The sequence below is a fragment of the Streptomyces sp. JNUCC 63 genome (assembly GCF_054366325.1).
On sequence record NZ_CM135963.1, the window covers coordinates 6450957 to 6477133 of the forward strand.

A 26177-nucleotide genomic window follows, 5' to 3' on the forward strand; every position below is an offset into this window, starting at 1 on the left:
CAGTTCACAGGCCCGCAGCGGGGATTCTTCACCACAAGCGTGGAAGGCTGTCGGTCATGGTGATGGCGCAGCCCGAGCGGGGCGGGCTGCTGCCCGAGCACGCGGACGCCCCACGGGGCACACTCGCCACCACCGCCTGCATGGAGACACTGCAGGTGGGCTATCTGCACGCGGTCGCCGCCGCGGCCGGCTGCTCGCTGTCCCAGCCCTTTCCCGACAACGGCATCGACTGGCACGTCAGCCACAGCGCCCCCGGGCACACCGTCGACGACGAGGTGACCATCAAGGTGCAGCTGAAGTGCACCTACCAGATACCGCCCAACCCCCCGGGCCGGTACTTCTCCTTCACGCTCGACAACGCCCACCTGGCCAAGCTCGCCCGCACCCCGGTCTCGGTGCACAAGATCCTCGTCGTCATGATCGTGCCCCGGTCGCAGGACCAGTGGCTGCGCGCCGGCCACGACCGGCTCGACCTCAGGCACTGCTGCTACTGGGTCAACCTCGCCGGCCACCCCATCACCGGCCGGCACCGCACCACCGTGCGGATCCCGACCTCGCGCATCTTCGACGACCGGGCCCTGTGCGAGATCATGACGCGGGTCGGGACGGGAGGCAGACCATGAATCACCGCCCCCTCGACGAGCCCCCGCGGCCCGCGCGCCCGCACCCCGTCGACGCCCCCTGGAACCGTCCCCCCGAGCCCGCCGACATCGACCCGGCCGTGCTCGGCGCCCTGCTGCACCGGCACGGCTGGCAACGGCGCGGCGGCGCCCCCGGACGCTACGGCCGCTGGACCCCGCCCGACCCGGCCGGCGCCGGTACGAGCCTGCTGGTGCCGGAGAGCCGCGCCTTCCCCGACAGCGACGACCTGCTCGGCGAGGCACTGGACGCGCTCGCCCGCAGCGGCACACCCTCCGCGCGCGAGGTACTGGTCGCACTCACCCTGCCCAGCGACGAGATCCGCTGGTGGCGGGATGTGCCGAGCGGACCGGCCGACGCCGCCCCCTGGGCCGTCGACGAGCGGCTGCGCGGCACCGCACAGCAGATGCTGCTCGCCGCCGCGCTCGCCACACGCGCGCGTGCCGGCTACCACGGCGCCCGCCACCGGCGCTCGGCCGCCGCGTGCCTCGAACACGTCCTCGTCGGCTCCGCGACCGACGGCCGCCGGCTGACCGCCTTCGTCCCCGTCGACCCCGGACGGCCCCTCGCCGTACGCCTCCACCAGGCCCTGTACGCCGTCCGCGAGGCCGTCGACTACCGGCGGGCCACCGGCAGCATGGACGCCTTCGACGGCGCCGTCCGCGCGGGCGCCAGCCGCGAACTCACCGAGGCCGTCGCCGCCCTCGTGCGCGGGACCGAGGGCGCCCGCGTCGCCGTCGAGTGGGCGCCCGCCGCCGGCGTCCCCGAGGACTGCGCGGCCGCCGCCGAGGCCGTCGAGTTCTCCCCGGGCGACCTGCCCGTGCTGCGCGAGGCCGGAGCCCGCTATCTGCGCGCCGAACCGTCGGTGCCCGTGCGGATCACCGGCACCGTGGTGCGGATGCGCAGGTCCCAGCCGCGCGGCGAGGGCACGGTACGGCTGCGGGTGCTCGCGGGCACCGAGGTGCCGTACGTCCGCGTGGCTCTGGACGAGGAGGACTACCGCATCGCCGGCCACGCCCACCTGGTCGGACTGCCCGTGCGGGTGCTCGGACGGCTGGAGAGCCGGGGAGGTTTCCGCCGGCTCACGGGCGCCTGCGGGGTCGTACCCGTACAGGTCGACGACGAGGAGCGGGACCGGCTGATGAAGTCGCTGCAGGAGGACCTGGACTTCTTCGAGGAGGCGTGCACCGGCGAGGACTGCGACTGAGCGGGGACCGAGAGTGACCGTTTCGCGGTCGGCGGCCCCGGGTCGGTACGATCCTCTATTGCGCCTCTATTGCGCGCGCAATAGGTGATGGGTGCGCTTCCACCTTCAGGCAGGAGAGACCGGTGTCAGACGTCCGTGTGATCATCCAACGCGATTCCGAGCGGGAAGAGCGCACGGTGACGACGGGCACCACGGCCGCCGACCTCTTCGCCGGCGAGCGCTCGGTCATCGCCGCGCGCGTGGGCGGCGAGCTGAAGGACCTCGCCTACGAGATCAAGGACGGCGAAACCGTCGAGGGCGTCGAGATCTCCTCCGAGGACGGCCTGAACATCCTGCGCCACTCCACCGCGCACGTCATGGCGCAGGCCGTGCAGGAGATCTTCCCCGAGGCCAAGCTGGGCATCGGTCCGCCCGTCAAGGACGGCTTCTACTACGACTTCGACGTCGACAAGCCGTTCACGCCCGAGGATCTCAAGGCCATCGAGAAGAAGATGCAGGAGATCCAGAAGCGGGGGCAGAAGTTCTCCCGCCGTGTGGTCACCGACGAGGCGGCCCGTGAGGAGCTGGCGAACGAGCCGTACAAGCTGGAGCTGATCGGCCTCAAGGGCTCCGCGTCGCACGACGACGGCGCGGACGTCGAGGTCGGCGCCGGCGAGCTGACGATCTACGACAACCTGGACGCCAAGACCGGCGAGCTGTGCTGGAAGGACCTCTGCCGCGGTCCCCACCTGCCCTCGACCCGGCTGATCCCGGCGTTCAAGCTGATGCGCAACGCGGCCGCCTACTGGCGTGGCAGCGAGAAGAACCCCATGCTCCAGCGCATCTACGGCACCGCCTGGCCGTCCAAGGACGAGCTCAAGGCGTACCTGGACTTCCTCGCCGAGGCCGAGAAGCGCGACCACCGCAAGCTGGGCAACGAGCTCGACCTGTTCTCCATCCCCGAGCAGATCGGCTCCGGCCTCGCCGTGTTCCACCCCAAGGGCGGCATCGTCCGCCGCGTGATGGAGGACTACTCGCGCCGCCGCCACGAGGAGGAGGGCTACGAGTTCGTCTACACCCCGCACGCGACCAAGGGGAAGCTCTTCGAGACCTCGGGCCACCTGGACTGGTACGCCGAGGGCATGTACCCGCCCATGCAGCTCGACGAGGGCGTGGACTACTACCTCAAGCCCATGAACTGCCCGATGCACAACCTGATCTTCGACGCGCGCGGGCGGTCGTACCGCGAACTGCCGCTGCGCCTGTTCGAGTTCGGGACCGTGTACCGGTACGAGAAGTCGGGCGTCGTGCACGGCCTGACCCGCGCCCGTGGCTTCACCCAGGACGACGCCCACATCTACTGCACGCGCGAGCAGATGGCCGACGAGCTCGACAAGACGCTCACCTTCGTGCTGAACCTGCTGCGCGACTACGGACTGACCGACTTCTACCTGGAGCTGTCCACCAAGGATCCGGAGAAGTTCGTCGGCTCGGACGAGGTCTGGGAGGAGGCCACCGAGACCCTGCGTCAGGTCGCCGAGAAGCAGGGCCTGCCGCTGGTTCCCGACCCGGGCGGCGCGGCCTTCTACGGCCCGAAGATCTCCGTCCAGGCCCGCGACGCCATCGGCCGCACCTGGCAGATGTCGACGGTCCAGCTCGACTTCAACCTGCCGGAGCGCTTCGACCTGGAGTACACGGCCGCGGACGGCTCCAAGCAGCGCCCGGTCATGATCCACCGCGCGCTGTTCGGCTCGATCGAGCGGTTCTTCGCCGTGCTGCTGGAGCACTACGCGGGCGCGTTCCCGGCGTGGCTGGCCCCGGTGCAGGCCATCGGCATCCCGATCGGCGACGCGCACGTGGAGTACCTGCAGAAGTTCGCCGCGGCCGCCAAGAAGAAGGGCCTGCGGGTGGAGGTCGACTCCTCCTCGGACCGGATGCAGAAGAAGATCCGCAACGCGCAGAAGCAGAAGGTGCCGTTCATGGTGATCGCGGGCGACGAGGACATGGCGAACGACGCCGTCTCCTTCCGCTACCGCGACGGCTCCCAGGAGAACGGCATCCCGTTCGACGAGGCCATCGCGAAGATCATGAAGGTCGTCGAGGAGCGGGCGCAGGTCTGATCAGCGGCTGTGGGCGGCCCCCGGTGATCTCCTCTCACCGGGGGCCTTTCCCTGCGCCTCGGCGCGAAGCCATATGCTGCACGCATGACGCGTGAGCCGGAGCAGCAGATCGGAGTGGGGACGCAGGACGCGTTCCAGCGCCTGTGGACGCCCCACCGGATGGCCTACATCCAGGGCGAGAACAAGCCCAGCGGCCCGGGGGCCGAGGACGGCTGCCCCTTCTGCTCCATCCCGGCCAAGTCCGACGAGGACGGCCTGATCGTGCGGCGCGGCGAGCGGGTGTACGCGGTGCTCAACCTGTACCCGTACAACGGCGGCCACCTGATGACCGTGCCCCATCGGCACGTCGCCGACTACACCGACCTGACCGAGGCGGAGACCGCTGAGCTCGCGGAGCTGACCAAACAGGCGATGCGGGCCCTGCGCACCGCCTCCGGCGCCCACGGCTTCAACATCGGCATGAACCAGGGCACGGTCGCCGGCGCGGGCATCGCCGCCCACCTGCACCAGCACATCGTGCCCCGCTGGGGCGGCGACACCAACTTCATGCCGGTGGTCGGCCACACGAAGGTCCTGCCGCAGCTCCTCGCCGACACCCGCAAGATGCTCGCGGAGGCCTGGCCCGCGTAGTAACGCGGGCGGCCCGCTCCTCACGCCTCGTAGACGTCGGCTTTCCTCGGGGAGACGTCCTGGACGGCCGTGCTCAGGAACGCCGAGCGGGTGCCGAACTTCTCCGTGTCCACGCCGTGGGTCCGGAGCGTCTTGATCGCCGCCGCGTGCACCACCCGCAGCACCGGGGTGGCGGCGCGCAGCGCGTCGTCGGCCATGAAGCGGTGCCGCCAGGGCTGGTCGGCCCAGGCGTGGCGCAGACCGAACGGCTCGGGGAGCGTCAGCGTACCGCCGAGCCAGTTCAGCAGCGGCGGGTACCAGGTCAGAGGGGCGCGCGCGGCGAGCCGCACCACCTCGTCGGCGTCGACCAGCGGCAGCCTCACCTTGCGGGTCTCCCAGAACCGGACCGCCTTCTGCACCTCCTTCTCCTTGGCCGCCGGCTTGGTGGTGAACAGGGGGTTGACCGGGCCCAGGGCGTGGCCGGTGACCTCGATGCGCAGGGTGTCGTGCAGGACCGTCACCGTGATCAGCATGGTGATGACCAGCTGGCCGTCCCACAGTGTCCACTGCACACCCAGGTAGTGCCGGTCGCCGCCGCCGAACTGCTGCTTGTCGCAAATATCCTTTATGGCGTGGGTCTTGATGGTGTACGCGTCCACGTCGGTGCCGCTCGGGCGGGAGACCTCCTTGGCGTTCTCCCCGATGGGCGTGACGATCCAGTGCGTCACCGAGGGCTTGGGGAAACCGCCCGCGTTGATCGGGGTGCGCTCCAGCATCGTGAGCTCGCCCTGGATGGCGACGATGACGTCCCAGCTGCGGAACGGGTGGAAGTCCTTGCCGGGTACGGCCGACACCAGGTCCTCGGCGAGCTGCCAGCTGCCCCAGCGGGTGCCCATGCCGAGTATGCCCTTGGGGCCGGCGTAGAAGACGGAGTTGGAGCGCTGCTCCGCGCTGAGCCGGGCGAGTTCCTTGCGCAGCTGCTCGGCGGCGTCGCCGGGGCTGCCCGGCACCGCCTCCGGGATCTTCGCGCCCAGGCCGCCGCCGGAGAGCAGGCTGTCCCAGCGGTCCCGCAGGTCCTGCGCGGTGCGTTCGCAGATCCGCTTGGCCCAGAACCAGCCGACGACCGGCATGACGACGGCCGCGCGCGCGTACCACGCCCAGAAACCGGTGAAGGGCATCTTGATCAGGAAGAGCACGGCGAGCGCACCCACCCCGACCAGCAGCGTCGTACCGAGCGCGCCGGCCCGCCGGTCGGTGCTCCGGCCGACCGCGGAGCGGATGGAGAACACCATCAGCCACACCAGGAAGCCCGGCAGGAAGAGCACTCCGCACAGCACCGTCACCGCCGTGAGCCAGTTGTCGCGCTCCCGGCGAATGCGGTGGGCGGCCAGGCAGTGCTCGACCACGACCTGGGGTTCGGTGCCGAAGGACTGGATGAGCGGTGCGCGTCCGGCGCCCAGCATGCGGTCGATCACCGCGCGGGAGAAGGCCTCGCCGAGCCGGGGCCGGAAGATCTTCGCCCAGGGACGGGGCGGCTTGACCGTCGACTTGTGCCACTCGTTGTCGGCTTCGAGGATCTTGGTGACCTCGTCGTCCTCCCGGTAGGCCGCCGAGGCCAGGGCATAGGTCGCCGCCGTCTGCCCCGCCGTCCCGGACAGGGGCACCTGTGCCCCGGGGCTGAAATCGAATTCGTCCGCCACTGCCGCCCCCTTGCCGCCGCACCTGCCCTGCGGCATTCCCGACTTCCCTGCCCCGCACACCTGTTGATCAGGTCATCAGGGTATCGGCAGCCGCCGACATGGGGAGGCGGACGGCCGGAGCCGTCCGCCTGTTCGGAACGAAGCGTTCCGGCGCCCGGGTTGTGCGCCCGGCGCGACGGCTGCGCGTCGACTACGAGGCTTCGCGCTCCTGTTGCCGGACCCGGTCGGCCACCTGGGGCGGCATCGGCTCGTGCCGTACGTACCGGCGGTCGAAGCGGGCCGTGCCGTGCGACAGGGAGCGCAGGTCGACCGCGTACCGGCCGATCTCGATCTCGGGCACCTCGGCCCGGATGAGGGTTCGCCCGTTGCCCACCTGCTCGGTGCCCAGCAGCCGGCCGCGCCGGCCGGACAGGTCGCTCATGACGGCGCCCACGTAGTCGTCGCCGACCAGTACGGTCACCTCGGCGACCGGTTCCAGCAGGTGGATCCTGACATCGGCCGCGGCCTCCCGCAGTGCCAGCGCGCCGGCCGTCTGGAACGCGGCGTCGGAGGAGTCCACCGAGTGGGCCTTGCCGTCGAGGAGCGTGACCCGGACGTCGATCAGCGGGTAGCCGGTGGCGACTCCCTTGGCGGCCTGGGCTTTTACGCCCTTCTCCACCGACGGGATGAACTGCCGTGGCACGGCCCCGCCGACCACCTTGTCGACGAACTCGATGCCGGAGCCGCCCGGCAGCGGTTCCACCTCGATCTCGCAGATGGCGTACTGCCCGTGCCCGCCGGACTGTTTGACGTGCCGGCCGCGCCCGGCGGACCGGTCGGCGAACGTCTCCCGCAGGGCGACCCGGTGCGGTACGACGTCGACCTGGACGCCGTACCGGCTGCGCAGCCGCTCCAGGGCGACGTCGGCGTGCGCCTCGCCCAGGCACCACAGCACGACCTGGTGGGTGTCCTGGTTCTGCTCCAGGCGCATCGTCGGGTCCTCCGCGACCAGCCGGGCCAGGCCCTGGGAGAGCTTGTCCTCGTCCGGTTTGCTGTGTGCCTGGATGGCCAGCGGCAGCAGCGGATCGGGCATCTGCCAGGGTTCCATCAGCAGCGGGTCGTCCTTGGCGGAGAGCGTGTCGCCGGTCTCCGCGCGGCCCAGCTTCGCCACGCACGCGAGATCGCCCGCGACGGCGTGCGTCACCGGGCGCTGCTGTTTGCCGAACGGCGTGGTCAGGGCGCCGACGCGCTCGTCGACGTCGTGGTCCTCGTGCCCGCGGTCGGCCAGCCCGTGCCCGGAGACGTGCACCGTCTCGTCGGGGCGCAGGGTGCCGGAGAAGACGCGGACCAGGGAGACCCGGCCGACGTACGGGTCGGAGGAGGTCTTGACGACCTCGGCGACCAGCGGCCCGTCGGGGTCGCACGGCCTCAGCTCGCGCGGCCTGCCGTCGACCGTGGTGACAGCGGGTGCCTCGCGCTCCAGCGGGGTCGGGAAGCCGCGGACGATCAGATCCAGGAGCTCCACCGTGCCGATGCCCTGCTTGGCGCCGTCGGCCGCGGGGGCGGCGGCCAGGACGGGGAAGAAGACCCCGCGCGCGATGGCCCGTTCCAGATCCTCGATGAGTGTCTTGACGTCGACCTGCTCACCGCCGAGGTAGCGGTCCATGAGGGTCTCGTCCTCGCTCTCGGAGATGATCCCCTCGATGAGCCGGTTGCGGGCCTCCTCCAGCGGAGGCAGCTGGTCCTCGCCCGGCTCGGACTCCTTGCGCTCCCCGGTGGAGTAGTCGAACAGCTTCTGTGTCAGCAGCCCGACCAGTCCGGTCACGGGCGCGTGCCCGTCGGGGCCCTGCGGGCCGTGCAGCGGCAGGTACAGCGGCAGTACGGCGTCGGGGTCGTCCGCGCCGAACGCCTCCGCGCACACCCGCGTCATCTCCTCGAAGTCGGCGCGGGCGGCCTCCAGGCGCGTGACCACGATGGCGCGCGGCATGCCGACGGCCGCGCACTCCTCCCACACCATGCGGGTCGAGCCGTTCACGCCGTCGGAGGCGGAGACGACGAACAGGGCTGCGTCCGCGGCGCGCAGACCGGCCCTGAGCTCCCCGACGAAGTCGGCGTAGCCGGGGGTGTCCAGAAGGTTGATCTTGATGCCGTCCCATTCGACGGGTACCAGGGAGAGTTGCACCGAGCGCTGCTGCCGGTGCTCGATCTCGTCGTAGTCCGAGAGGCTGCCGCCGTCCTCCACGCGGCCCGCCCGGTTCACCGCTCCCGCCGTCAGCGCGAGAGCCTCCACCAGAGTCGTCTTGCCCGATCCGGAGTGGCCGACCAGCACCACATTCCGTACGGACGCGGGATGGTCGGCCGCCACTGCCCTGCCGGCGGCTCCGGGGTGTGTTTGCGTCTTGTCGCCCATGATCCTGCCTCCCGTGCACGGTGAGGTCGTTGTGGGCGCGGACACGCGGCACCGCGTCACTGGCGGCTCCTGCGATCGCCCGCGGTTCTTCGAGCTTTCCACTCCCGTCACGCTGCGTCCATACGAAGGACCCGATCCCGCCGCCCACCGGCTCTCGCGCGCCGCGGCCGCCGCTGCGCGCGAGCGGGTGCCCGGCCTTCGCGCACGCGCATGCGTGACTACGATGGGCCAGCCGGTGGCCAGCAGGGGCCGCCCGGCGAACACCGACCCTCGGGAAGGCCATGCTGAACAAGTACGCGCGTGCATTCTTCACGCGTGTCCTCACCCCGTTCGCCGCGTTTCTCATCCGCCGGGGCGTGAACCCGGACACGGTCACGTTGATCGGGACGGCCGGAGTGGTCGCGGGCGCGCTGGTCTTCTACCCCCGGGGCGAGTTCTTCTGGGGTACGGTCGTGATCACGCTGTTCGTGTTCTCCGACCTCGTCGACGGCAACATGGCCCGCCAGCTGGGCCGCTCCAGCCGCTGGGGGGCCTTCCTGGACTCCACGCTCGACCGGGTCGCCGACGGCGCGATCTTCGGCGGGTTCGCCCTGTGGTACGCGGGCCACGGCGACAACAACGTGCTGTGCGCGGTGTCGATCTTCTGCCTGGCCAGTGGCCAGGTCGTGTCGTACACCAAGGCCCGGGGCGAGTCGATCGGCCTGCCCGTCGCCGTCAACGGGCTGGTCGAGCGGGCCGAACGGCTGGTGATCTCGCTGGTCGCGGCCGGGTTCGCGGGCCTGCACAAGTTCGGTGTGCCGGGCATCCAGTACCTGCTGCCGATCGCCCTGTGGATCGTCGCCGTCGGCAGCCTGGTCACGCTGATCCAGCGGGTCGTCACCGTCCGTCGCGAGTCGGCCGAGGCGGAGGCCGCCGAGGCTCGGCCGGAGCAGGGGAGCGAGGCGGCGAAATGAGCGCCCAGGAGCGGCTCACCGACGCGCTGTACGGCCTCGGCTGGGGCACGGTCAAGAAGCTGCCCGAACCGGTCGCCGTACGGCTGGGCCGTGCCATCGCCGACCTCGCCTTCAGGCAGGGCGGCAAGGGCGTGAAGCGGCTGGAGAGCAACTACGCGCGTGTGGTGCCCGACGCGACCCCCGAGCGCCTGGCCGAGCTCACGCGCGCGGGCATGCGCTCGTACCTGCGGTACTGGATGGAGTCCTTCCGGCTGCCGGCCTGGAGCGCCGAGCGGATCAGGACCGGCTTCGACCCCAAGGGCCTGCACCACCTGACCGACGGCCTCGCGGCCGGCAAGGGCGTCGTCCTCGCCCTGCCCCACCTGGCCAACTGGGATCTGGCCGGAGCCTGGGTCACCACCGAGCTGAAGACGCCGTTCACGACCGTCGCCGAGCGCCTGAAGCCCGAGACGCTCTACGACCGGTTCGTCGCCTACCGCGAGGGCCTGGGCATGGAGGTCCTGCCGCACAGCGGCGGCTCCGCGTTCGGCACACTGGCCCGGCGGCTGCGCGACGGCGGCCTGGTCTGCCTGGTCGCCGACCGCGACCTGTCCGCCTCCGGCGTGGAGGTGAAGTTCTTCGGCGGGACGGCCCGGATGCCCGCCGGCCCCGCCCTGCTCGCCCAGCAGACGGGCGCCCTGCTGCTGCCCGTCACGCTGTGGTACGACGACTCGCCCGTGATGCGGGGCCGGGTGCATCCCCCGATCGAGGTCCCCGAGACAGGTACGCGGGCCGAGAAGACGTCTGTCATGACACAGGCGCTGGCCGACGCCTTCGCCACGGGGATCGCCGACCATCCGGAGGACTGGCACATGCTGCAGCGCTTGTGGCTCGCGGACCTGGAACCCCGCCCGGCGGACGGGGAGCGCGCGTGAGGATCGGCATCGTCTGCCCGTACTCCTGGGACGTGCCGGGCGGCGTCCAGTTCCACATCCGCGACCTGGCCGTATACTTCATCGGTCTCGGCCACGAGGTGTCCGTGCTCGCCCCCGCCGACGACGACACCCCGCTGCCGCCCTACGTCGTCTCGGCCGGCCGCGCGGTCCCGGTGCCGTACAACGGCTCGGTGGCCCGGCTCAACTTCGGGTTCCTGTCGGCGGCCCGGGTACGGCGCTGGCTCCACGAGGGCCGTTTCGACGTGATCCACATCCACGAGCCGACCTCGCCGTCGCTGGGGCTGCTGACCTGCTGGGCGGCGCAGGGCCCGATCGTCGCCACCTTCCACACCTCGAACCCCAGGTCGAGGGCGATGATCGCCGCGTACTCGATCCTCCAGGCCGCCCTGGAGAAGATCAGCGCCCGGATCGCGGTCAGCGAGTACGCCCGGCGCACCCTCGTCGAGCATCTCGGTGGGGACGCGGTGGTCATCCCCAACGGCGTCGACGTCGACTTCTTCGCCCGGGCCGAGCCCAGACCCGAGTGGCAGGGTGACACGATCGGCTTCATCGGCCGCATCGACGAACCCCGCAAGGGCCTGCCCGTACTGATGCGGGCCCTGCCGGCGATCCTCGCCGCCCGCCCGCACACCCGCCTGCTGGTCGCGGGCCGCGGCGACGAGAAGGAGGCGGTGGAGGGCCTGCCGGAGGAACTGCGCTCGCGCGTCGAGTTCCTGGGCATGATCAGCGACGAGGACAAGGCCTGTTTCCTGCGCAGCATCGACCTCTACGTCGCCCCCAACACCGGCGGTGAGTCCTTCGGCATCATCCTCGTCGAGGCCATGTCCGCCGGCGCCCCGGTCCTCGCCTCCGACCTCGACGCCTTCGCCCAGGTCCTCGACCAGGGAAAGGCCGGCGAACTCTTCACCAACGAGGACGCCGACGCCCTGGCCGAAGCGGCCGTACGCCTCCTGGCCGACCCCGACCGCCGCGCCGAACTCCGCGAACGCGGCAGCACCCACGTCCGCCGCTTCGACTGGTCGACGGTCGGCGCGGACATCCTGTCCGTCTACGAGACGGTGACGGCGGGCGCGGCGGCGGTGGCGGCGGACGAGCGGGCGACGGGGCTGCGGGCGCGGCTGGGGCTGGCACGGGACTGATGCCCGGGGGAGTGGGAGGGCGAGACCACTCGGGCCGATAGCCTTGCCGCCCGTGACCGCAACCCTCATCTGGATCCTCGTCGCGCTCGTCGCCGTCGGCCTGTACCTGAGCTGGACGGCGGGGCGGCTGGACCGGCTGCACGCCCGTATCGACGCCGCCCGTGCCGCACTGGACGCCCAGTTGCTGCGCCGCGCCTCCGTGACCCAGGAGCTGGCCACCTCCGGAGTGCTCGACCCGGCCGCCTCGATCGTGCTCTACGAGGCCGCGCACGCCGCCCGGCAGGCCGAGGAGGACCAGCGGGAGGTCGCCGAGAGCGAGCTGAGCCAGGCCCTGCGGGCCGTGTTCGCCGAGGCGCAGCAGATGGAGGCGGTCCGTGAGGCGCCCGGGGGAGAGGAGACGGCCCGCGAGCTGACCGAGGCCGTGCGCAGGGTGCCGATGGCCCGCCGCTTCCACAACGACGCCGTCGGCGCGGCCCGCAGACTCCGCGAGCACCGCAAGGTCCGCTGGTTCCGCCTGGCCGGCCACGCCCCCTTCCCCCTGTCCTTCGAGATGGACGACGAACCACCGGCGGCGCTGGCCGACCGGGCGGCCTAGGCACCCGTAGGAGATCCGGAACCGAACGGTTCCGGACAGCGAACGCCCGGCGCCCTCCTGTCCGGCTGCCCGCTGCAAGGGAGACGACATGACGACCGCGGCGGCGGCGACGGGAGCGCGGGAACGGCCCTCTTCCTCCCACCGAGACGAGCGGGCGGGACAGGGCGCGGCCCCGAACGGGGTCTGGAGCGGAGGGAGCCCTGGGGGTGGGCGCGGCGTCCGGCCCGTGGCTCCCGGAGAGAAAAGGATCCACCGGGTTTCCATTGGCCCTTGCCGTGGACTGGTCCACTCGCGTTTCCTCGGCGGTGCACCAAACCCTCTTTTCCCCCGAGTGAGGTCACCCGTGTCCACCACGATTTCCGACTCCGCCCAGACCCCCGAGACGGGCACCGCGCGCGTGAAGCGCGGCATGGCCGAGCAGCTCAAGGGCGGCGTGATCATGGACGTCGTCACGCCGGAGCAGGCGAAGATCGCCGAGGACGCGGGCGCCGTCGCCGTCATGGCCCTGGAGCGGGTCCCGGCCGACATCCGCAAGGACGGCGGAGTGGCCCGCATGTCCGACCCGGACATGATCGAGGGCATCATCGACGCCGTCTCCATCCCGGTCATGGCCAAGTCCCGCATCGGCCACTTCGTCGAGGCCCAGGTCCTGCAGTCCCTCGGCGTCGACTACATCGACGAGTCCGAGGTCCTCACCCCGGCCGACGAGGTCAACCACTCCGACAAGTGGGCCTTCACCACCCCCTTCGTCTGCGGTGCCACCAACCTGGGCGAGGCCCTGCGCCGCATCGCCGAGGGCGCCGCGATGATCCGCTCCAAGGGCGAGGCCGGCACCGGCAACGTCGTCGAGGCCGTCCGCCACCTGCGTCAGATCAAGAACGAGATCGCCAGGCTGCGCGGCTACGACAACCACGAGCTGTACGCCGCCGCCAAGGGGCTGCGCGCCCCGTACGAGCTGGTCAAGGAGGTCGCCGAGCTCGGCAAGCTCCCGGTCGTGCTGTTCTCCGCCGGCGGCGTGGCCACCCCCGCCGACGCCGCTCTGATGCGCCAGCTCGGCGCCGAGGGCGTCTTCGTCGGCTCCGGCATCTTCAAGTCCGGCGACCCGGCCAAGCGCGCCGCCGCCATCGTGAAGGCCACCACCTTCTACGACGACCCGAAGATCATCGCGGACGCGTCCCGCAACCTGGGCGAGGCCATGGTCGGCATCAACTGCGACACCCTCCCCGAGTCCGAGCGCTACGCCAACCGCGGCTGGTAACCGCCCCATGACCGACGAAGCCCCCGTCATCGGCGTCCTGGCCCTCCAGGGCGACGTACGGGAGCACCTCATCGCCCTGGCCGCGGCCGACGCCGTGGCCAGGCCGGTGCGGCGCCCCGAAGAGCTCGCCGAGGTCGACGGCCTGGTCCTCCCCGGCGGTGAGTCCACCACCATCTCCAAGCTGGCCGTCCTCTTCGGAGTGATGGACCCGCTCCGCGCGCGCGTGCGCGACGGCATGCCCGTCTACGGCACCTGCGCCGGCATGATCATGCTCGCCGACAAGATCCTCGACCCGCGCGCGGGCCAGGAGACCATCGGCGGAATCGACATGATCGTGCGCCGCAACGCCTTCGGACGGCAGAACGAGTCCTTCGAGGCGGCCGTCGACGTCAAGGGCGTCGCGGGCGATCCTGTGGAGGGCGTCTTCATCCGCGCCCCCTGGGTCGAGTCCGTCGGCGCCGGGGCCGAGGTGCTCGCCGAGCACGACGGTCACATCGTCGCGGTCCGCCAGGACAACGCGCTGGCCACCTCGTTCCACCCGGAACTGACCGGCGACCACCGCGTGCACGCACTGTTCGCCGACATGGTACGCGCGAGTCGGACACAGGAGTCCTTGTAGGATTCCAGCGTTCGTACGCAGACGGGTTACGCGAAGGAGACAGGCAGATGTCCGGCCACTCTAAATGGGCCACGACGAAGCACAAGAAGGCCGTCATCGACGCCAAGCGCGGCAAGCTCTTCGCGAAGCTCATCAAGAACATCGAGGTCGCGGCTCGCATGGGCGGCGTCGACCTGGACGGCAACCCGACGCTCTACGACGCCGTACAGAAGGCCAAGAAGCAGTCGGTGCCCAACAAGAACATCGACTCGGCCATCAAGCGCGGCGGCGGTCTCGAGGCCGGCGGCGCCGACTACGAGACGATCATGTACGAGGGCTACGGGCCGAACGGCGTCGCCGTGCTCATCGAGTGCCTCACCGACAACCGCAACCGCGCCGCCTCCGACGTCCGTGTCGCCATGACCCGCAACGGCGGCTCCATGGCCGACCCCGGCTCGGTGTCGTACCTCTTCAACCGCAAGGGCGTCGTGATCGTCCCCAAGGGCGAGCTGACCGAGGACGACGTCCTGGCCGCCGTCCTGGACGCCGGCGCCGAGGAGGTCAACGACCTCGGCGAGTCCTTCGAGGTCCTCAGCGAGGCCACCGACCTGGTCGCGGTCCGCACCGCCCTCCAGGACGCGGGCATCGACTACGACTCCGCCGAGGCCAACTTCGTCCCGACCATGCAGATCGAGCTGGACGAGGAGGGCGCCAAGAAGATCTTCAAGCTGATCGACGCGCTCGAGGACAGCGACGACGTGCAGAACGTCTTCGCCAACTTCGACGTCAGCGACGAGATCATGGAGAAGGTCGGCGCGTAACGCCACCACGAGTTTCGCAGGGTTCCGACGGGCCGGTGGGACGCTCCCGCCGGCCCGTCCCTTCGCGGGCGTTGTCAGTGGTACCCGATAGCCTGCACAGACTGGGGGCACCTCCCAGCGGTAGCTGGGGGAGATCGACGGGAGGGCACGCGTGCGCGTACTGGGGGTGGACCCGGGGCTGACCCGCTGCGGTGTCGGCGTGGTCGAGGGTGTCGCGGGCCGGCCGCTGACCATGCTCGGCGTCGGCGTCGTCCGCACCCCCGTGGACGCCGACCTGAGCCACCGCCTCCTCGCCGTCGAGCAGGGCATGGAGCGGTGGCTGGACGAGTACCAGCCCGAATACGTCGCCGTGGAGCGCGTCTTCAGCCAGCACAACGTGCGCACCGTCATGGGCACCGCCCAGGCCAGTGCCGTGGCCATGCTCTGCGCGGCCCGTCGCGGCATCCCCGTCGCCCTGCACACCCCCAGCGAGGTCAAGGCCGCCGTCACCGGCAGCGGCCGCGCCGACAAGGCACAGGTCGGCGCCATGGTCACCCGGCTGCTGCGGCTCGACGCACCCCCGAAGCCGGCCGACGCCGCCGACGCCCTCGCCCTCGCCATCTGCCACATCTGGCGCGCCCCCGCGCAGAGCCGGCTCCAGCGGGCCGTCGCCCTGCACGCGGCCAAGGCACCGACGACAACGAAAGGCCGTACGTCATGATCGCCTTCGTCAGCGGCACCGTCGCCGCACTCGCCCCCGATGCCGCGGTGGTCGAGGTCGGCGGTGTCGGCATGGCCGTGCAGTGCACCCCGAACACGCTGTCCACGCTCCGCCTCGGCCAGCCGGCCAAGCTCGCCACCTCCCTCGTCGTACGGGAGGACTCGCTGACTCTGTACGGCTTCGCGGACGACGACGAGCGCCAGGTCTTCGAACTGCTGCAGACCGCCAGCGGGGTCGGACCGCGGCTCGCCCAGGCGATGCTGGCCGTGCACACCCCCGACGCCCTGCGCCGGGCCGTCGCCACCGGCGACGAGAAGGCCCTCACCGCCGTCCCCGGCATCGGCAAGAAGGGCGCCCAGAAACTCCTGCTGGAGCTCAAGGACCGGCTCGGCGAGCCGGTCGGCGCCCCCGCGGTGGGCACGCCGGTCACCCAGGGCTGGCGCGACCAGCTGCACGCCGCCCTGATCGGTCTCGGGTACGCCACCCGGGAGGCCGACGAGGCGGTGGCCGCCGTGGCACCGCGGGCCGAGGCCGCCGGCGGCACACCCCAGGTGGGCCAGTTGCTGAAGGCGGCCCTGCAGACCCTGAACCGAGCCCGCTGACCCCGCTGACCCCCACTTTCCGAGGCACATCACATGAACTGGGACGACACGACCGACACCCCCGCCGCCGAGCGGCTCGTCGGCGCGTCCGCCGACCGTGAGGACCAGGCCGTCGAGGCCGCCCTGCGCCCCAAGGACCTGGGCGAGTTCATCGGCCAGGAGAGGGTCCGCGAGCAGCTCGACCTCGTACTGCGCGCCGCACGCGCGCGCGGGGCCACCGCCGACCACGTACTGCTCTCCGGAGCCCCCGGCCTCGGCAAGACCACCCTGTCCATGATCATCGCGGCCGAGATGGGCGCCCCCATCCGCATCACCTCCGGCCCCGCCATCCAGCACGCCGGCGACCTCGCGGCCATCCTCTCCTCCCTCCAGGAGGGAGAGGTCCTCTTCCTCGACGAGATCCACCGCATGTCGCGGCCCGCCGAGGAGATGCTCTACATGGCCATGGAGGACTTCCGCGTCGACGTCATCGTCGGCAAGGGCCCCGGCGCCACCGCCATCCCGCTCGAACTGCCCCCGTTCACCCTGGTCGGCGCCACCACGCGCGCGGGCCTGCTGCCGCCCCCGCTGCGCGACCGCTTCGGCTTCACCGCGCACATGGAGTTCTACGAGCCCGCCGAACTGGAGCGCGTCGTGCACCGCTCGGCGCACCTGCTGGACGTCGAGATCGAGTCCGACGGCGCCGCCGAGATCGCCGGCCGCTCCCGGGGCACCCCGCGCATCGCCAACCGCCTGCTGCGCCGCGTCCGCGACTACGCGCAGGTCAAGGCAGACGGGATCGTCACGCGCGAGATCGCCGCGGCGGCCCTCGCCGTCTACGAGGTCGACGCCCGCGGCCTGGACCGGCTCGACCGGGCCGTCCTCAAGGCCCTGCTGAAGCTGTTCGGCGGCGGACCCGTGGGCCTGTCGACGCTCGCGGTCGCCGTGGGGGAGGAGCGCGAGACCGTCGAGGAGGTCGCCGAGCCCTTCCTCGTCCGCGAGGGCCTGCTCGCCCGCACCCCGCGCGGCCGCGTCGCCACCCCCGCCGCCTGGGCACACCTCGGCCTGACCCCGCCCCGCTCGTCAACTGCGGGAACCGGACAACGGGACCTGTTCGGGGCGTGACGGCGACGGCATTGGCCCGGGGAGGAACCCAGGTGACATGCTGGGCGTTGTTCCTTGCGCGCGGACTCGCCTAGACTCCGCCGATGCCGCCTTGTCGGCAGTCCACATACCCCCATCCATCAGGCCGCTCTCCATCGCGGTCGTGTGAAGGAAGTTCCGACCCGTGAGTCTCGTGACCCTCCTCCCGTTCATCGTGCTCATCGGGGCCATGTTCCTGATGACCCGGTCGGCCAAGAAGAAGCAGCAGCAGGCCGTGGAAATGCGGAACCAGATGCAGCCCGGCAGCGGTGTCCGCACCATCGGGGGCATGTACGCGACGGTCAAGGAGGTCAACGACGACACGGTCCTCCTCGACGCCGGCCCCGGTGTCGACCTGCTGTTCGCCAAGAACGCGATCGGTGCCGTCCTCTCCGACGACGAGTACAACCGCATCGTCCACGGCATCGAGCACGACCTGAAGTCCGACGTCCACATCGTCCCCGACGACGCCTCCTCCCTCACCGAGACCGACGAGCCCGCCGCCGACGCTTCCGGCGCCTCCGACGACAAGCCCATCGACCTCGGCAAGAAGGACGCGGCCGACGAACCGGCCGACGGTGCCGCCGAGACGAAGGCGGAGGAAGAGCCGAAGAAGACCGACGGCGACTCCGACGCGAAGTAGTCACCACCCAGGGCGCGCGGCACCACCCGCGCGCCCTGGGACGTGTTCACTTCGCGAGAGGTCCTGACACCATGCATGGCCGCCGCCGCGCCCACCGGTGCGGGGCGGCCCGAGAGGGAGTAACGAAAAGGTGGCAGCAGTCAAAAATGGACGTTCAGCGAGCGCCCAGGGCAGGCCAGGGCGCTCGCTAGCCCTCATTCTGATCGCCATCGTGGCGCTCACCGGAGGCATGTTCGTCTCCGGGAACACATCTCCGCGTCTCGGCATCGACCTGGCCGGCGGAACGAGCATCACACTCCGGGCGGTCCCTGAGCGCGGTCAGGAGGCCGCGATCAACAAGGCCAACATGGACACGGCCGTCAGCATCATGGAACGCCGTGTCAACGGTCTCGGTGTCTCGGAGGCCGAGGTCCAGACCCAGGGCAACGACAACATCATCGTCAACATCCCCAACGGCACCAACTCCCAGCAGGCCCGCGAGCAGGTCGGCACCACCGCCAAGCTGTACTTCCGTCCCGTCCTCGCCACCGACGTCACCGGCGCCGCCCCGGCCAACCCGTCGCCGAGCGCCTCCCACGAGGCGACCGACAAGTCCACCGGCACCGCCACCCCCTCCGGCTCCCCGACTCCCTCGGCCACCGAGACCCAGCAGGGCCGCGCGGTCACCGACGCCCTGAAGGCGGACGCCACCCCGTCCCCGTCCCCGAGCGGCGGCTCCGGTGACGCCAACGGCAAGCTCCAGGCGCAGTACGCCAAGCTGGACTGCAGCAAGCAGTCCGTCCGAGCCACCACCGGCAAGGGCGTGCTGCCCGCCGAGGAGACCGTCGCCTGCGGCCAGAACGCGCAGGGCCAGTGGCAGAAGTACCTGCTCGGACCCGCTGTGGTGGACGGCACCGACGTCGACAAGGCACAGGCGGTCTTCGACACGCAGGGCGCCTCCGGCTGGATCGTCCAGCTCGGCTTCACGAGCAAGGGCGGCAAGAAGTTCGCGGACATCACCGGCGAACTGGCCCAGAAGCAGGCGCCGCAGAACCAGTTCGCCATCGTCCTGGACGGCGACGTGGTCTCGGACCCCTACGTCCGCAGCGCCATCACCGGCGGCAATGCCGAGATCTCCGGCAGCTTCGACCAGCAGTCCGCCCAGAGCCTCGCCAACATGCTGTCCTACGGCGCCCTGCCGCTGACCTTCAAGGAGGACAGCGTCACCACCGTGACCGCCGCGCTCGGCGGCGAGCAGCTGCAGGCCGGTCTGATCGCGGGCGCCATCGGACTCGCCCTCGTCGTGATCTACCTGGTGGTGTACTACCGCGGCCTGGCGATGATCGCCGTCGCCTCGCTGATGGTCTCCGCGATGCTGACGTACGTGCTCATGTCGCTGCTCGGCCCGGCCATCGGCTTCGCGCTGAACCTGCCGGCCGTGTGCGGTGCGATCGTCGCGATCGGCATCACCGCGGACTCGTTCATCGTGTTCTTCGAACGCATAAGGGACGAGATCCGCGAGGGCCGCTCGCTGCGCCCCGCCGTGGAGCGCGGCTGGCCGCGGGCCCGGCGCACCGTCCTCGTCTCCGACTTCGTGTCCTTCCTGGCCGCCGCGGTGCTGTTCATCGTGACCGTCGGCAAGGTGCAGGGCTTCGCGTTCACGCTCGGCCTGACCACGCTGCTCGACGTGGTCGTCATCTTCCTGTTCACCAAGCCGCTGATGACGATCCTCGCCCGCCGGAAGTTCTTCGCCAGCGGCCACACCTGGTCGGGACTCGACCCCAAGCGCCTGGGCGCCAAACCGCCGCTGCGGCGCACCCGCCGCCCCTCCGCTCCCATCGAGACGAAGGAGGCGTGAGATGTCAAAGCTCGGCAACCTCGGCGCCCGACTGCACCACGGCGAAATCGGCTACGACTTCATCAAGAACCGCAAGATCTGGTACGGCATCTCGATCCTGATCACCATCATGGCCGTCCTGGGCCTGGCGGTGCGCGGCCTGAACATGGGCATCGAGTTCCAGGGCGGAGCGGTCTTCACCACGCCGAAGCACATGAGCACCTCGGTGGCCCAGGCGGAGACCTACGCCCACGACGCCTCCGGCAACGAGGTGATCGTGCAGAAGCTCGGTGACGGCAGCCTGCGCATCCAGATCGCCGGCATCGAGACCGGCAAGTCCGACCAGATCAAGGAAACGCTGGCCAAGGACCTGAAGGTCGACCCGGAGCACATCAACGCCGACCTGGTCGGTCCCAGCTGGGGCGAGCAGATCGCCAACAAGGCCTGGCAGGGCCTGGCGATCTTCATGGTCCTGGTCGTGATCTACCTGGCGATCGCGTTCGAGTGGCGCATGGCGCTGGCCGCGCTGGTCGCCCTGATCCACGACCTGACGATCACCACCGGGGTCTACGCCCTCGTCGGCTTCGAGGTCACGCCGGGCACGGTGATCGGTCTGCTGACGATCCTCGGTTACTCGCTCTACGACACGGTCGTCGTCTTCGACAGCCTCAAGGAGCAGACGAAGGACATCACCCGGCAGACCCGCTGGACGTACAGCGAGGTGGCGAACCGCTCGATCAACGGCACGCTGATCCGTTCGATCAACACCACCGTGGTGGCGCTGCTGCCGGTGGCGGGCCTGCTGTTCATCGGTGGCGGGGTGCTCGGCGCGGGCATGCTGAACGACATCTCGCTGTCGCTGTTCGTCGGCCTCGCGGCCGGTGCGTACTCCTCGATCTTCATCGCCACGCCGCTCGTCGCCGACCTCAAGGAGCGCGAGCCGCAGATGAAGGCCCTCAAGAAGCGGGTCCTCGCCAAGCGGGCGCAGGGCGAGTCCCTGGAGGCGGAGCCCGTCGGCGTCACGGCCGGTGACGAGCCCGAGGACGCCGCACCCGCCGGGGTGGGTCCGCGCAACCAGACCGCCTCCCGCGGCCGGGGCCGCGGCCGACCCTCGGGGAAGCGCCGATGACCGACATCCAGGAACTGCTGCTCAGCCGCATCCGTGACGTGGCCGACTACCCGGAGCCGGGGGTGATGTTCAAGGACATCACCCCGCTCCTGGCGGACCCGGCGGCGTTCGCCGCGCTCACCGACGCGCTGGCGGAGGTGGGCACGCGCGAGGGGGCGACGAAGGTCGTCGGCCTGGAGGCCCGCGGCTTCATCCTCGGTGCCCCGGTCGCCCTCCGGGCGGGCCTCGGCTTCATCCCCGTGCGCAAGGCGGGCAAGCTTCCCGGAGCGACGCTCAGTCAGACGTACGACCTGGAGTACGGGTCCGCGGAGATCGAGGTGCACGCGGAGGATCTGAGCGCCGGTGACCGTGTCCTGGTCGTCGACGACGTCCTCGCCACGGGGGGCACCGCCGAGGCCTCCATCCAGCTCATCCGCCGGGCCGGCGCGGAGGTCGCCGGGGTGGCGGTCCTGATGGAGCTGGGCTTCCTCGGCGGCCGCGGGCGGCTGGAACCGGCCTTGGCGGGCGCCCCCCTGGAAGCGCTCCTTCGCCTCTGACCCCGGGGCACGGGGCTCTCCCCGGGTCCCCGGGGCTCCGCCCCGGACCCCGTTCGGGGCTGCGCCCCGGCTCTGCCCACCCGGCCCGCCCGTCTCGGCGGGTGGGGAGGTCCCGTCCCCGGGGCTCCGCCCCGGGCCCCGGCGGGGGCTTCGCCCCTTGCGCCCTCGGTTTCTCATCCTCCCGCCCGTCTCGGTGGGGGGAAGGGTTCCGGCCTCGGGGCCCTGCCCCGGGCCCTGGCGGGGGGCTTTGCCCCTTGCGCCCTCGGTTTCTCATCCTCCCGCCCGTCTCGGTGGGGGGAAGGGTTCCGGCCTCGGGGCCCTGCCCCGGGGCCCGGGGCAGAGGTGCGCCCTCACCCCCCGCGCTCCCGGTGCGAGCGCGAAAGCGAGCCAGGTCGCAGGGGCGTCCAGACGCCCGGCCGCCTGCGCCGCGAGCCGCGAGGCCGCGGGCCGTCGGCCGCTCGGTCCGTCCACGCGGTGGGGCGTAAGCCGGGCGTGGGTGGGTTCGGACCGCGTGCCGGGTACCCGTAGGGCACCGCAAAAGCGGGCACGGAGGAATCTCCGGCCCGTCTCGTGTGTTTCCCGGGTGTACGGCCCTCACTTCGGGCTGGAGGCGATCCTGAAGGCCAGGATCGCTACCATGGGGTCTCCGGGAGCCTGACCGGGGACCCGGATCGCGTACGAGGAGCCCTCTTGCCAGACGAGGCCCAGCCACTGACCGCCGCCAAGCCCGAGTCCGCCTCGGCGCCCGCGGCGAAGCCCGCGCCGCACGCGAAGAACGACACCCGCGGGACGGCCGAGCACGCCCAGTCCGCGCCCGTCGGCAAGTCGACCCAGCCCGCGCGTCCCAAGCCGGCACCGCCCGAGCGTTCCGCCCAGCCCCCGACCGTACGTCCCTCCACCGGCCAGGCAGGCCGCTCCGGCTCCTCCAACCGCGTCCGCGCCCGCCTCGCCCGCCTCGGTGTGCAGCGGGCCAACCCGTACAACCCGGTGCTGGAGCCGCTGCTGCGGATAGTGCGCAGCAACGATCCGAAGATCGAGAACTCGACGCTGCGTCAGATCGAGCGTGCCTACCAAGTAGCCGAGCGCTGGCACCGCGGGCAGAAGCGCAAGAGCGGCGACCCGTACATCACGCACCCGCTCGCCGTCACCACCATCCTGGCCGAGCTGGGCATGGACCCGGCCACCCTCATGGCCGGCCTGCTGCACGACACCGTCGAGGACACCGAGTACGGCCTGGACCAGCTGCGCCGCGACTTCGGTGACACCGTCGCCCTGCTCGTCGACGGCGTCACCAAGCTGGACAAGGTCAAGTTCGGCGAGGCCGCGCAGGCCGAGACCGTGCGAAAGATGGTCGTCGCCATGGCCAAGGACCCCCGCGTCCTGGTCATCAAGCTCGCCGACCGTCTGCACAACATGCGCACCATGCGCTACCTCAAACGCGAGAAGCAGGAGAGGAAGGCGCGGGAGACGCTCGAGATCTACGCGCCGCTCGCCCACCGGCTGGGCATGAACACCATCAAGTGGGAGCTGGAGGACCTCGCCTTCGCGATCCTCTACCCCAAGATGTACGACGAGATCGTCCGCCTGGTCGCCGAGCGCGCCCCCAAGCGCGACGAGTACCTCGCGATCGTCACCGACGAGGTCCAGTCCGACCTGCGCGCCGCCCGCATCAAGGCGACCGTCACCGGCCGCCCGAAGCACTACTACAGCGTCTACCAGAAGATGATCGTCCGCGGCCGTGACTTCGCGGAGATCTACGACCTCGTGGGCATTCGTGTCCTGGTCGACACGGTCCGTGACTGCTACGCCGCCCTCGGCACGGTGCACGCGCGATGGAACCCGGTCCCGGGCCGGTTCAAGGACTACATCGCGATGCCCAAGTTCAACATGTACCAGTCGCTGCACACGACGGTCATCGGCCCCAACGGCAAGCCGGTCGAACTGCAGATCCGCACGTTCGACATGCACCGCCGCGCCGAGTACGGCATCGCCGCGCACTGGAAGTACAAGCAGGAGGCCGTCGCCGGCGCCTCCAAGGTCCGTACCGACGCGCCGAAGCCCGCCGGCAAGGCCGGCAAGGACTCGGCCGCCATCAACGACATGGCGTGGCTGCGGCAGCTGCTGGACTGGCAGAAGGAGACGGAGGACCCCGGCGAGTTCCTGGAGTCGCTGCGCTTCGACCTCTCCCGCAACGAGGTCTTCGTCTTCACCCCCAAGGGCGATGTCATAGCGCTCCCGGCCGGTGCCACCCCGGTGGACTTCGCGTACGCCGTCCACACCGAGGTCGGCCACCGCACCATAGGAGCGCGGGTCAACGGCCGTCTCGTACCGCTGGAGTCGACCCTGGACAACGGCGACCTGGTGGAGGTCTTCACCTCCAAGGCGGCCGGCGCGGGACCCTCCCGCGACTGGCTCGGGTTCGTCAAGTCGCCGCGCGCCCGCAACAAGATCCGCGCCTGGTTCTCCAAGGAGCGCCGTGACGAGGCGATCGAGCAGGGCAAGGACGCCATCGTCCGCGCGATGCGCAAGCAGAACCTGCCGATCCAGCGCATCCTGACCGGAGACTCGCTGGTCACTCTGGCGCACGAGATGCGCTACTCGGACATCTCCGCGCTGTACGCGGCGATCGGCGAGGGCCATGTCTCCGCGCAGAACATCGTGCAGAAACTCGTCCAGGCGCTCGGCGGCGAGGAGGCGGCCACCGAGGAGATCGACGAGAGCGTGCCGCCCTCGCGCGGACGCGGCCGCAAGCGCCGCTCCAGCGCCGACCCGGGCGTCGTCGTCAAGGGCGTCGAGGACGTGTGGGTCAAGCTGGCCCGCTGCTGTACGCCCGTCCCCGGCGACCCGATCATCGGCTTCGTCACCCGCGGTAGCGGCGTATCGGTTCACCGCAGCGACTGCGTCAACGTCGAGTCGCTGTCCCGCGAGCCGGAGCGCATCCTCGAGGTCGAGTGGGCACCCACCCAGTCCTCCGTCTTCCTGGTCGCCATCCAGGTCGAGGCCCTGGACCGCTCCCGGCTGCTCTCGGACGTCACCCGCGTGCTGTCCGACCAGCACGTCAACATCCTCTCCGCAGCCGTCCAGACCTCCCGCGACCGCGTCGCCACCTCCCGCTTCACCTTCGAGATGGGCGACCCCAAGCACCTGGGCCATGTCCTGAAGGCCGTACGGAGCGTGGAGGGCGTCTACGACGTCTACCGGGTCACCTCGGCACGCAGCCGGGCGTAGAGCGCCCGCCGCGCCCGCTCCACGGGAACGGCCGAGGGCTCCCGTACGCGCCGTACGGGAGCCCTCGACTCGTGGCGGGTGCGGGGTGTCAGCCGCCGAACTCCTGCAGGCCCTTCAGGGCCTGGTCCAGGAGCGCCTGGCGGCCCTCCAGCTCCTTCTCGAGCTTGTCGGCCCTGGCCGTGTTGCCCTGGACGCGCGCCTGCTCGATCTGGCCCTTCAGCTTGTCCACGGCGGCCTGCAGCTGACCGGTCAGACCCTCGGCACGCGCGCGTGCCTCCGGGTTCGTCCGGCGCCACTCGGCCTCCTCGGCCTCCTGGATGGCCCGGTCCACGGTGTGCATCCGGCCCTCGACCCGCGGACGCGCGTCCCGAGGCACATGGCCGATGGCCTCCCAGCGCTCGTTGATCGAGCGGAAGGCGGCCCGGGCGGCCTTCAGGTCCGTGATCGGCAGCAGCTTCTCGGCCTCCTCGGCCAGCTCCTCCTTCAGCTTCAGGTTCTCCGCCTGCTCGGCGTCCCGCTCGGCGAACACCGAGCCGCGGGCGGCGAAGAAGACGTCCTGGGCGCCGCGGAAACGGTTCCACAGGTCGTCCTCGTGCTCGCGCTGGGCGCGGCCCGCGGCCTTCCACTCCGCCATCAGCTCGCGGTAGCGGGCCGCTGTCGGACCCCAGTCGGTCGAGTCCGACAGCGCCTCGGCCTCGGCGACCAGCTGCTCCTTGACCTTGCGCGCCTCCTCGCGCTGTGCGTCCAGCTGCGCGAAGTGCGCCTTGCGCCGCTTGGAGAACGCCGATCGCGCGTGCGAGAAGCGGTGCCACAGCTCGTCGTCGGACTTGCGGTCCAGGCGCGGCAGCCCCTTCCAGGTGTCCACCAGCGCGCGCAGCCGCTCGCCGGCCGCCCGCCACTGGTCGGACCGGGCCAGTTCCTCGGCCTCCGTGACCAGCGCCTCCTTGGCCTGCCGGGCCTCGTCCGCCTGCCGGGCGCGCTGGGCCCTGCGCTCCTCACGGCGCGCATCGACCGTCCCGACCAGCTTGTCCAGGCGGGCGCGCAGCGCGTCCAGGTCGCCGACCGCGTGGTGCGCGTCGATCTGCTCCCGCAGATGGTCGATGGCGGCCTGGGCGTCCTTCGCCGACAGGTCGGTGGTCTGCACACGCTTCTCGAGGAGGCCGATCTCGACAACCAGGCCCTCGTACTTGCGCTCGAAGTAGGCCAGCGCCTCCTCGGGGGAGCCGGCCTGCCAGGAACCGACGACCTTCTCGCCGTCGGCCGTACGCACGTACACGGTCCCCGTCTCGTCGACGCGGCCCCACGGGTCGCTGCTCACAGCGCCTCCTCCACATGATGCCTGCGGAGGGCCTCGAAGCTCCCCCGGGCATCGTCCACAGTTTCGTCACCGCCAACATAGGCGACCGGTGGGCGGCCTGTCCGCATCCAGCGCGACCGAAATTTCCAGCCGGCCGTCGTC

21 protein-coding genes and 1 pseudogene are annotated in these 26177 nt (G+C 71.1%); 19 read left to right on the forward strand and 3 right to left on the reverse strand.

The window, feature by feature from the left end; translation table 11 throughout:
- Positions 1–56: 56 nt before the first annotated feature.
- The 4 genes from ACX25U_RS29760 to ACX25U_RS29775 all read left to right on the forward strand — a co-directional run bounded on the left by ACX25U_RS29760 (position 57) and on the right by ACX25U_RS29775 (position 4575).
- The gene (locus ACX25U_RS29760; RefSeq protein WP_454384532.1) at positions 57–623 is read left to right on the forward strand and encodes a DUF4365 domain-containing protein; all 567 of its coding nucleotides are present in this window, start codon (positions 57–59) and stop codon (positions 621–623) included.
- Positions 620–1846, forward strand: a complete 1227-nt coding sequence (locus tag ACX25U_RS29765; RefSeq protein WP_454384534.1) for a hypothetical protein — start codon at positions 620–622, stop codon at positions 1844–1846. The genes ACX25U_RS29760 and ACX25U_RS29765 overlap by 4 nt, the downstream gene beginning before the upstream one ends.
- A gap of 122 nt (positions 1847–1968) precedes the next feature.
- On the forward strand, positions 1969–3945 hold the full coding sequence (gene thrS / locus ACX25U_RS29770) for a threonine--tRNA ligase (protein ID WP_454384536.1): 1977 nt from the start codon (positions 1969–1971) through the stop codon (positions 3943–3945).
- 84 nt (positions 3946–4029) lie between these two features.
- Positions 4030–4575 (forward strand): HIT family protein, encoded by a 546-nt coding sequence (locus tag ACX25U_RS29775; protein ID WP_454384538.1) that lies wholly within the window; start codon positions 4030–4032, stop codon positions 4573–4575.
- 20 nt (positions 4576–4595) lie between these two features.
- Here ACX25U_RS29775 and ACX25U_RS29780 read toward each other — a convergent pair whose 3' ends face one another.
- Positions 4596–6254: a hypothetical protein gene (locus ACX25U_RS29780; protein ID WP_454384540.1), complete on the reverse strand. Its 1659-nt coding sequence runs from the start codon at positions 6252–6254 to the stop codon at positions 4596–4598.
- A gap of 190 nt (positions 6255–6444) precedes the next feature.
- On the reverse strand, positions 6445–8643 hold the full coding sequence (locus ACX25U_RS29785) for an elongation factor G-like protein EF-G2 (protein ID WP_454384542.1): 2199 nt from the start codon (positions 8641–8643) through the stop codon (positions 6445–6447).
- Between the two features lie 223 nt (positions 8644–8866).
- Between ACX25U_RS29785 and pgsA the strand changes: the two are divergent.
- From pgsA to ACX25U_RS29860, 15 genes and pseudogenes are all read left to right on the forward strand, one after another.
- Positions 8867–9596 (forward strand): annotated as a pseudogene (pgsA, locus tag ACX25U_RS29790) (phosphatidylinositol phosphate synthase).
- Positions 9593–10510 carry a phosphatidylinositol mannoside acyltransferase gene (locus tag ACX25U_RS29795; RefSeq protein ID WP_454384544.1) on the forward strand — a complete coding sequence of 306 codons (918 nt, stop codon included), beginning with the start codon at positions 9593–9595 and terminating at the stop codon, positions 10508–10510. Before pgsA ends, ACX25U_RS29795 begins: the two are co-directional and overlap by 4 nt.
- A complete protein-coding gene (locus ACX25U_RS29800) occupies positions 10507–11670 on the forward strand; it encodes a glycosyltransferase family 4 protein (RefSeq protein ID WP_454384546.1) in 1164 nt (387 codons plus the stop codon). The genes ACX25U_RS29795 and ACX25U_RS29800 overlap by 4 nt, the downstream gene beginning before the upstream one ends.
- A 52-nt stretch (positions 11671–11722) precedes the next feature.
- Positions 11723–12265 carry a hypothetical protein gene (locus tag ACX25U_RS29805; protein WP_454384548.1) on the forward strand — a complete coding sequence of 181 codons (543 nt, stop codon included), beginning with the start codon at positions 11723–11725 and terminating at the stop codon, positions 12263–12265.
- Between the two features lie 409 nt (positions 12266–12674).
- Positions 12675–13523 carry a pyridoxal 5'-phosphate synthase lyase subunit PdxS gene (pdxS, locus tag ACX25U_RS29810; RefSeq protein WP_454394575.1) on the forward strand — a complete coding sequence of 283 codons (849 nt, stop codon included), beginning with the start codon at positions 12675–12677 and terminating at the stop codon, positions 13521–13523.
- 7 nt (positions 13524–13530) lie between these two features.
- On the forward strand, positions 13531–14142 hold the full coding sequence (gene pdxT / locus ACX25U_RS29815; protein WP_454384550.1) for a pyridoxal 5'-phosphate synthase glutaminase subunit PdxT: 612 nt from the start codon (positions 13531–13533) through the stop codon (positions 14140–14142).
- A gap of 47 nt (positions 14143–14189) precedes the next feature.
- Positions 14190–14942, forward strand: a complete 753-nt coding sequence (locus ACX25U_RS29820; protein WP_454384552.1) for a YebC/PmpR family DNA-binding transcriptional regulator — start codon at positions 14190–14192, stop codon at positions 14940–14942.
- 151 nt (positions 14943–15093) lie between these two features.
- The gene (ruvC, locus tag ACX25U_RS29825; RefSeq protein WP_454384554.1) at positions 15094–15642 is read left to right on the forward strand and encodes a crossover junction endodeoxyribonuclease RuvC; all 549 of its coding nucleotides are present in this window, start codon (positions 15094–15096) and stop codon (positions 15640–15642) included.
- Positions 15639–16244 carry a Holliday junction branch migration protein RuvA gene (gene ruvA, locus ACX25U_RS29830; RefSeq protein WP_454384556.1) on the forward strand — a complete coding sequence of 202 codons (606 nt, stop codon included), beginning with the start codon at positions 15639–15641 and terminating at the stop codon, positions 16242–16244. The genes ruvC and ruvA overlap by 4 nt, the downstream gene beginning before the upstream one ends.
- Before the next feature lie 33 nt (positions 16245–16277).
- Positions 16278–17348 carry a Holliday junction branch migration DNA helicase RuvB gene (gene ruvB, locus ACX25U_RS29835; protein WP_454384558.1) on the forward strand — a complete coding sequence of 357 codons (1071 nt, stop codon included), beginning with the start codon at positions 16278–16280 and terminating at the stop codon, positions 17346–17348.
- A gap of 163 nt (positions 17349–17511) precedes the next feature.
- Positions 17512–18009, forward strand: coding sequence for a preprotein translocase subunit YajC (yajC, locus tag ACX25U_RS29840; RefSeq protein ID WP_454384560.1), 498 nt, complete (start codon positions 17512–17514; stop codon positions 18007–18009).
- A gap of 130 nt (positions 18010–18139) precedes the next feature.
- Positions 18140–19846 (forward strand): protein translocase subunit SecD, encoded by a 1707-nt coding sequence (secD, locus tag ACX25U_RS29845; protein WP_454384561.1) that lies wholly within the window; start codon positions 18140–18142, stop codon positions 19844–19846.
- A gap of 1 nt (position 19847) precedes the next feature.
- Positions 19848–20954 (forward strand): protein translocase subunit SecF, encoded by a 1107-nt coding sequence (gene secF / locus ACX25U_RS29850; protein ID WP_454384563.1) that lies wholly within the window; start codon positions 19848–19850, stop codon positions 20952–20954.
- Positions 20951–21490, forward strand: a complete 540-nt coding sequence (locus ACX25U_RS29855) for an adenine phosphoribosyltransferase (protein WP_454384565.1) — start codon at positions 20951–20953, stop codon at positions 21488–21490. Before secF ends, ACX25U_RS29855 begins: the two co-directional genes overlap by 4 nt.
- A 690-nt stretch (positions 21491–22180) precedes the next feature.
- Positions 22181–24718: a RelA/SpoT family protein gene (locus ACX25U_RS29860; RefSeq protein WP_454384567.1), complete on the forward strand. Its 2538-nt coding sequence runs from the start codon at positions 22181–22183 to the stop codon at positions 24716–24718.
- 88 nt (positions 24719–24806) lie between these two features.
- On the opposite strand, the gene ACX25U_RS29865 is transcribed toward ACX25U_RS29860, so the two are convergent.
- On the reverse strand, positions 24807–26036 hold the full coding sequence (locus tag ACX25U_RS29865) for a DUF349 domain-containing protein (protein ID WP_454384569.1): 1230 nt from the start codon (positions 26034–26036) through the stop codon (positions 24807–24809).
- Between the last annotated feature and the right edge of the window lie 141 nt (positions 26037–26177).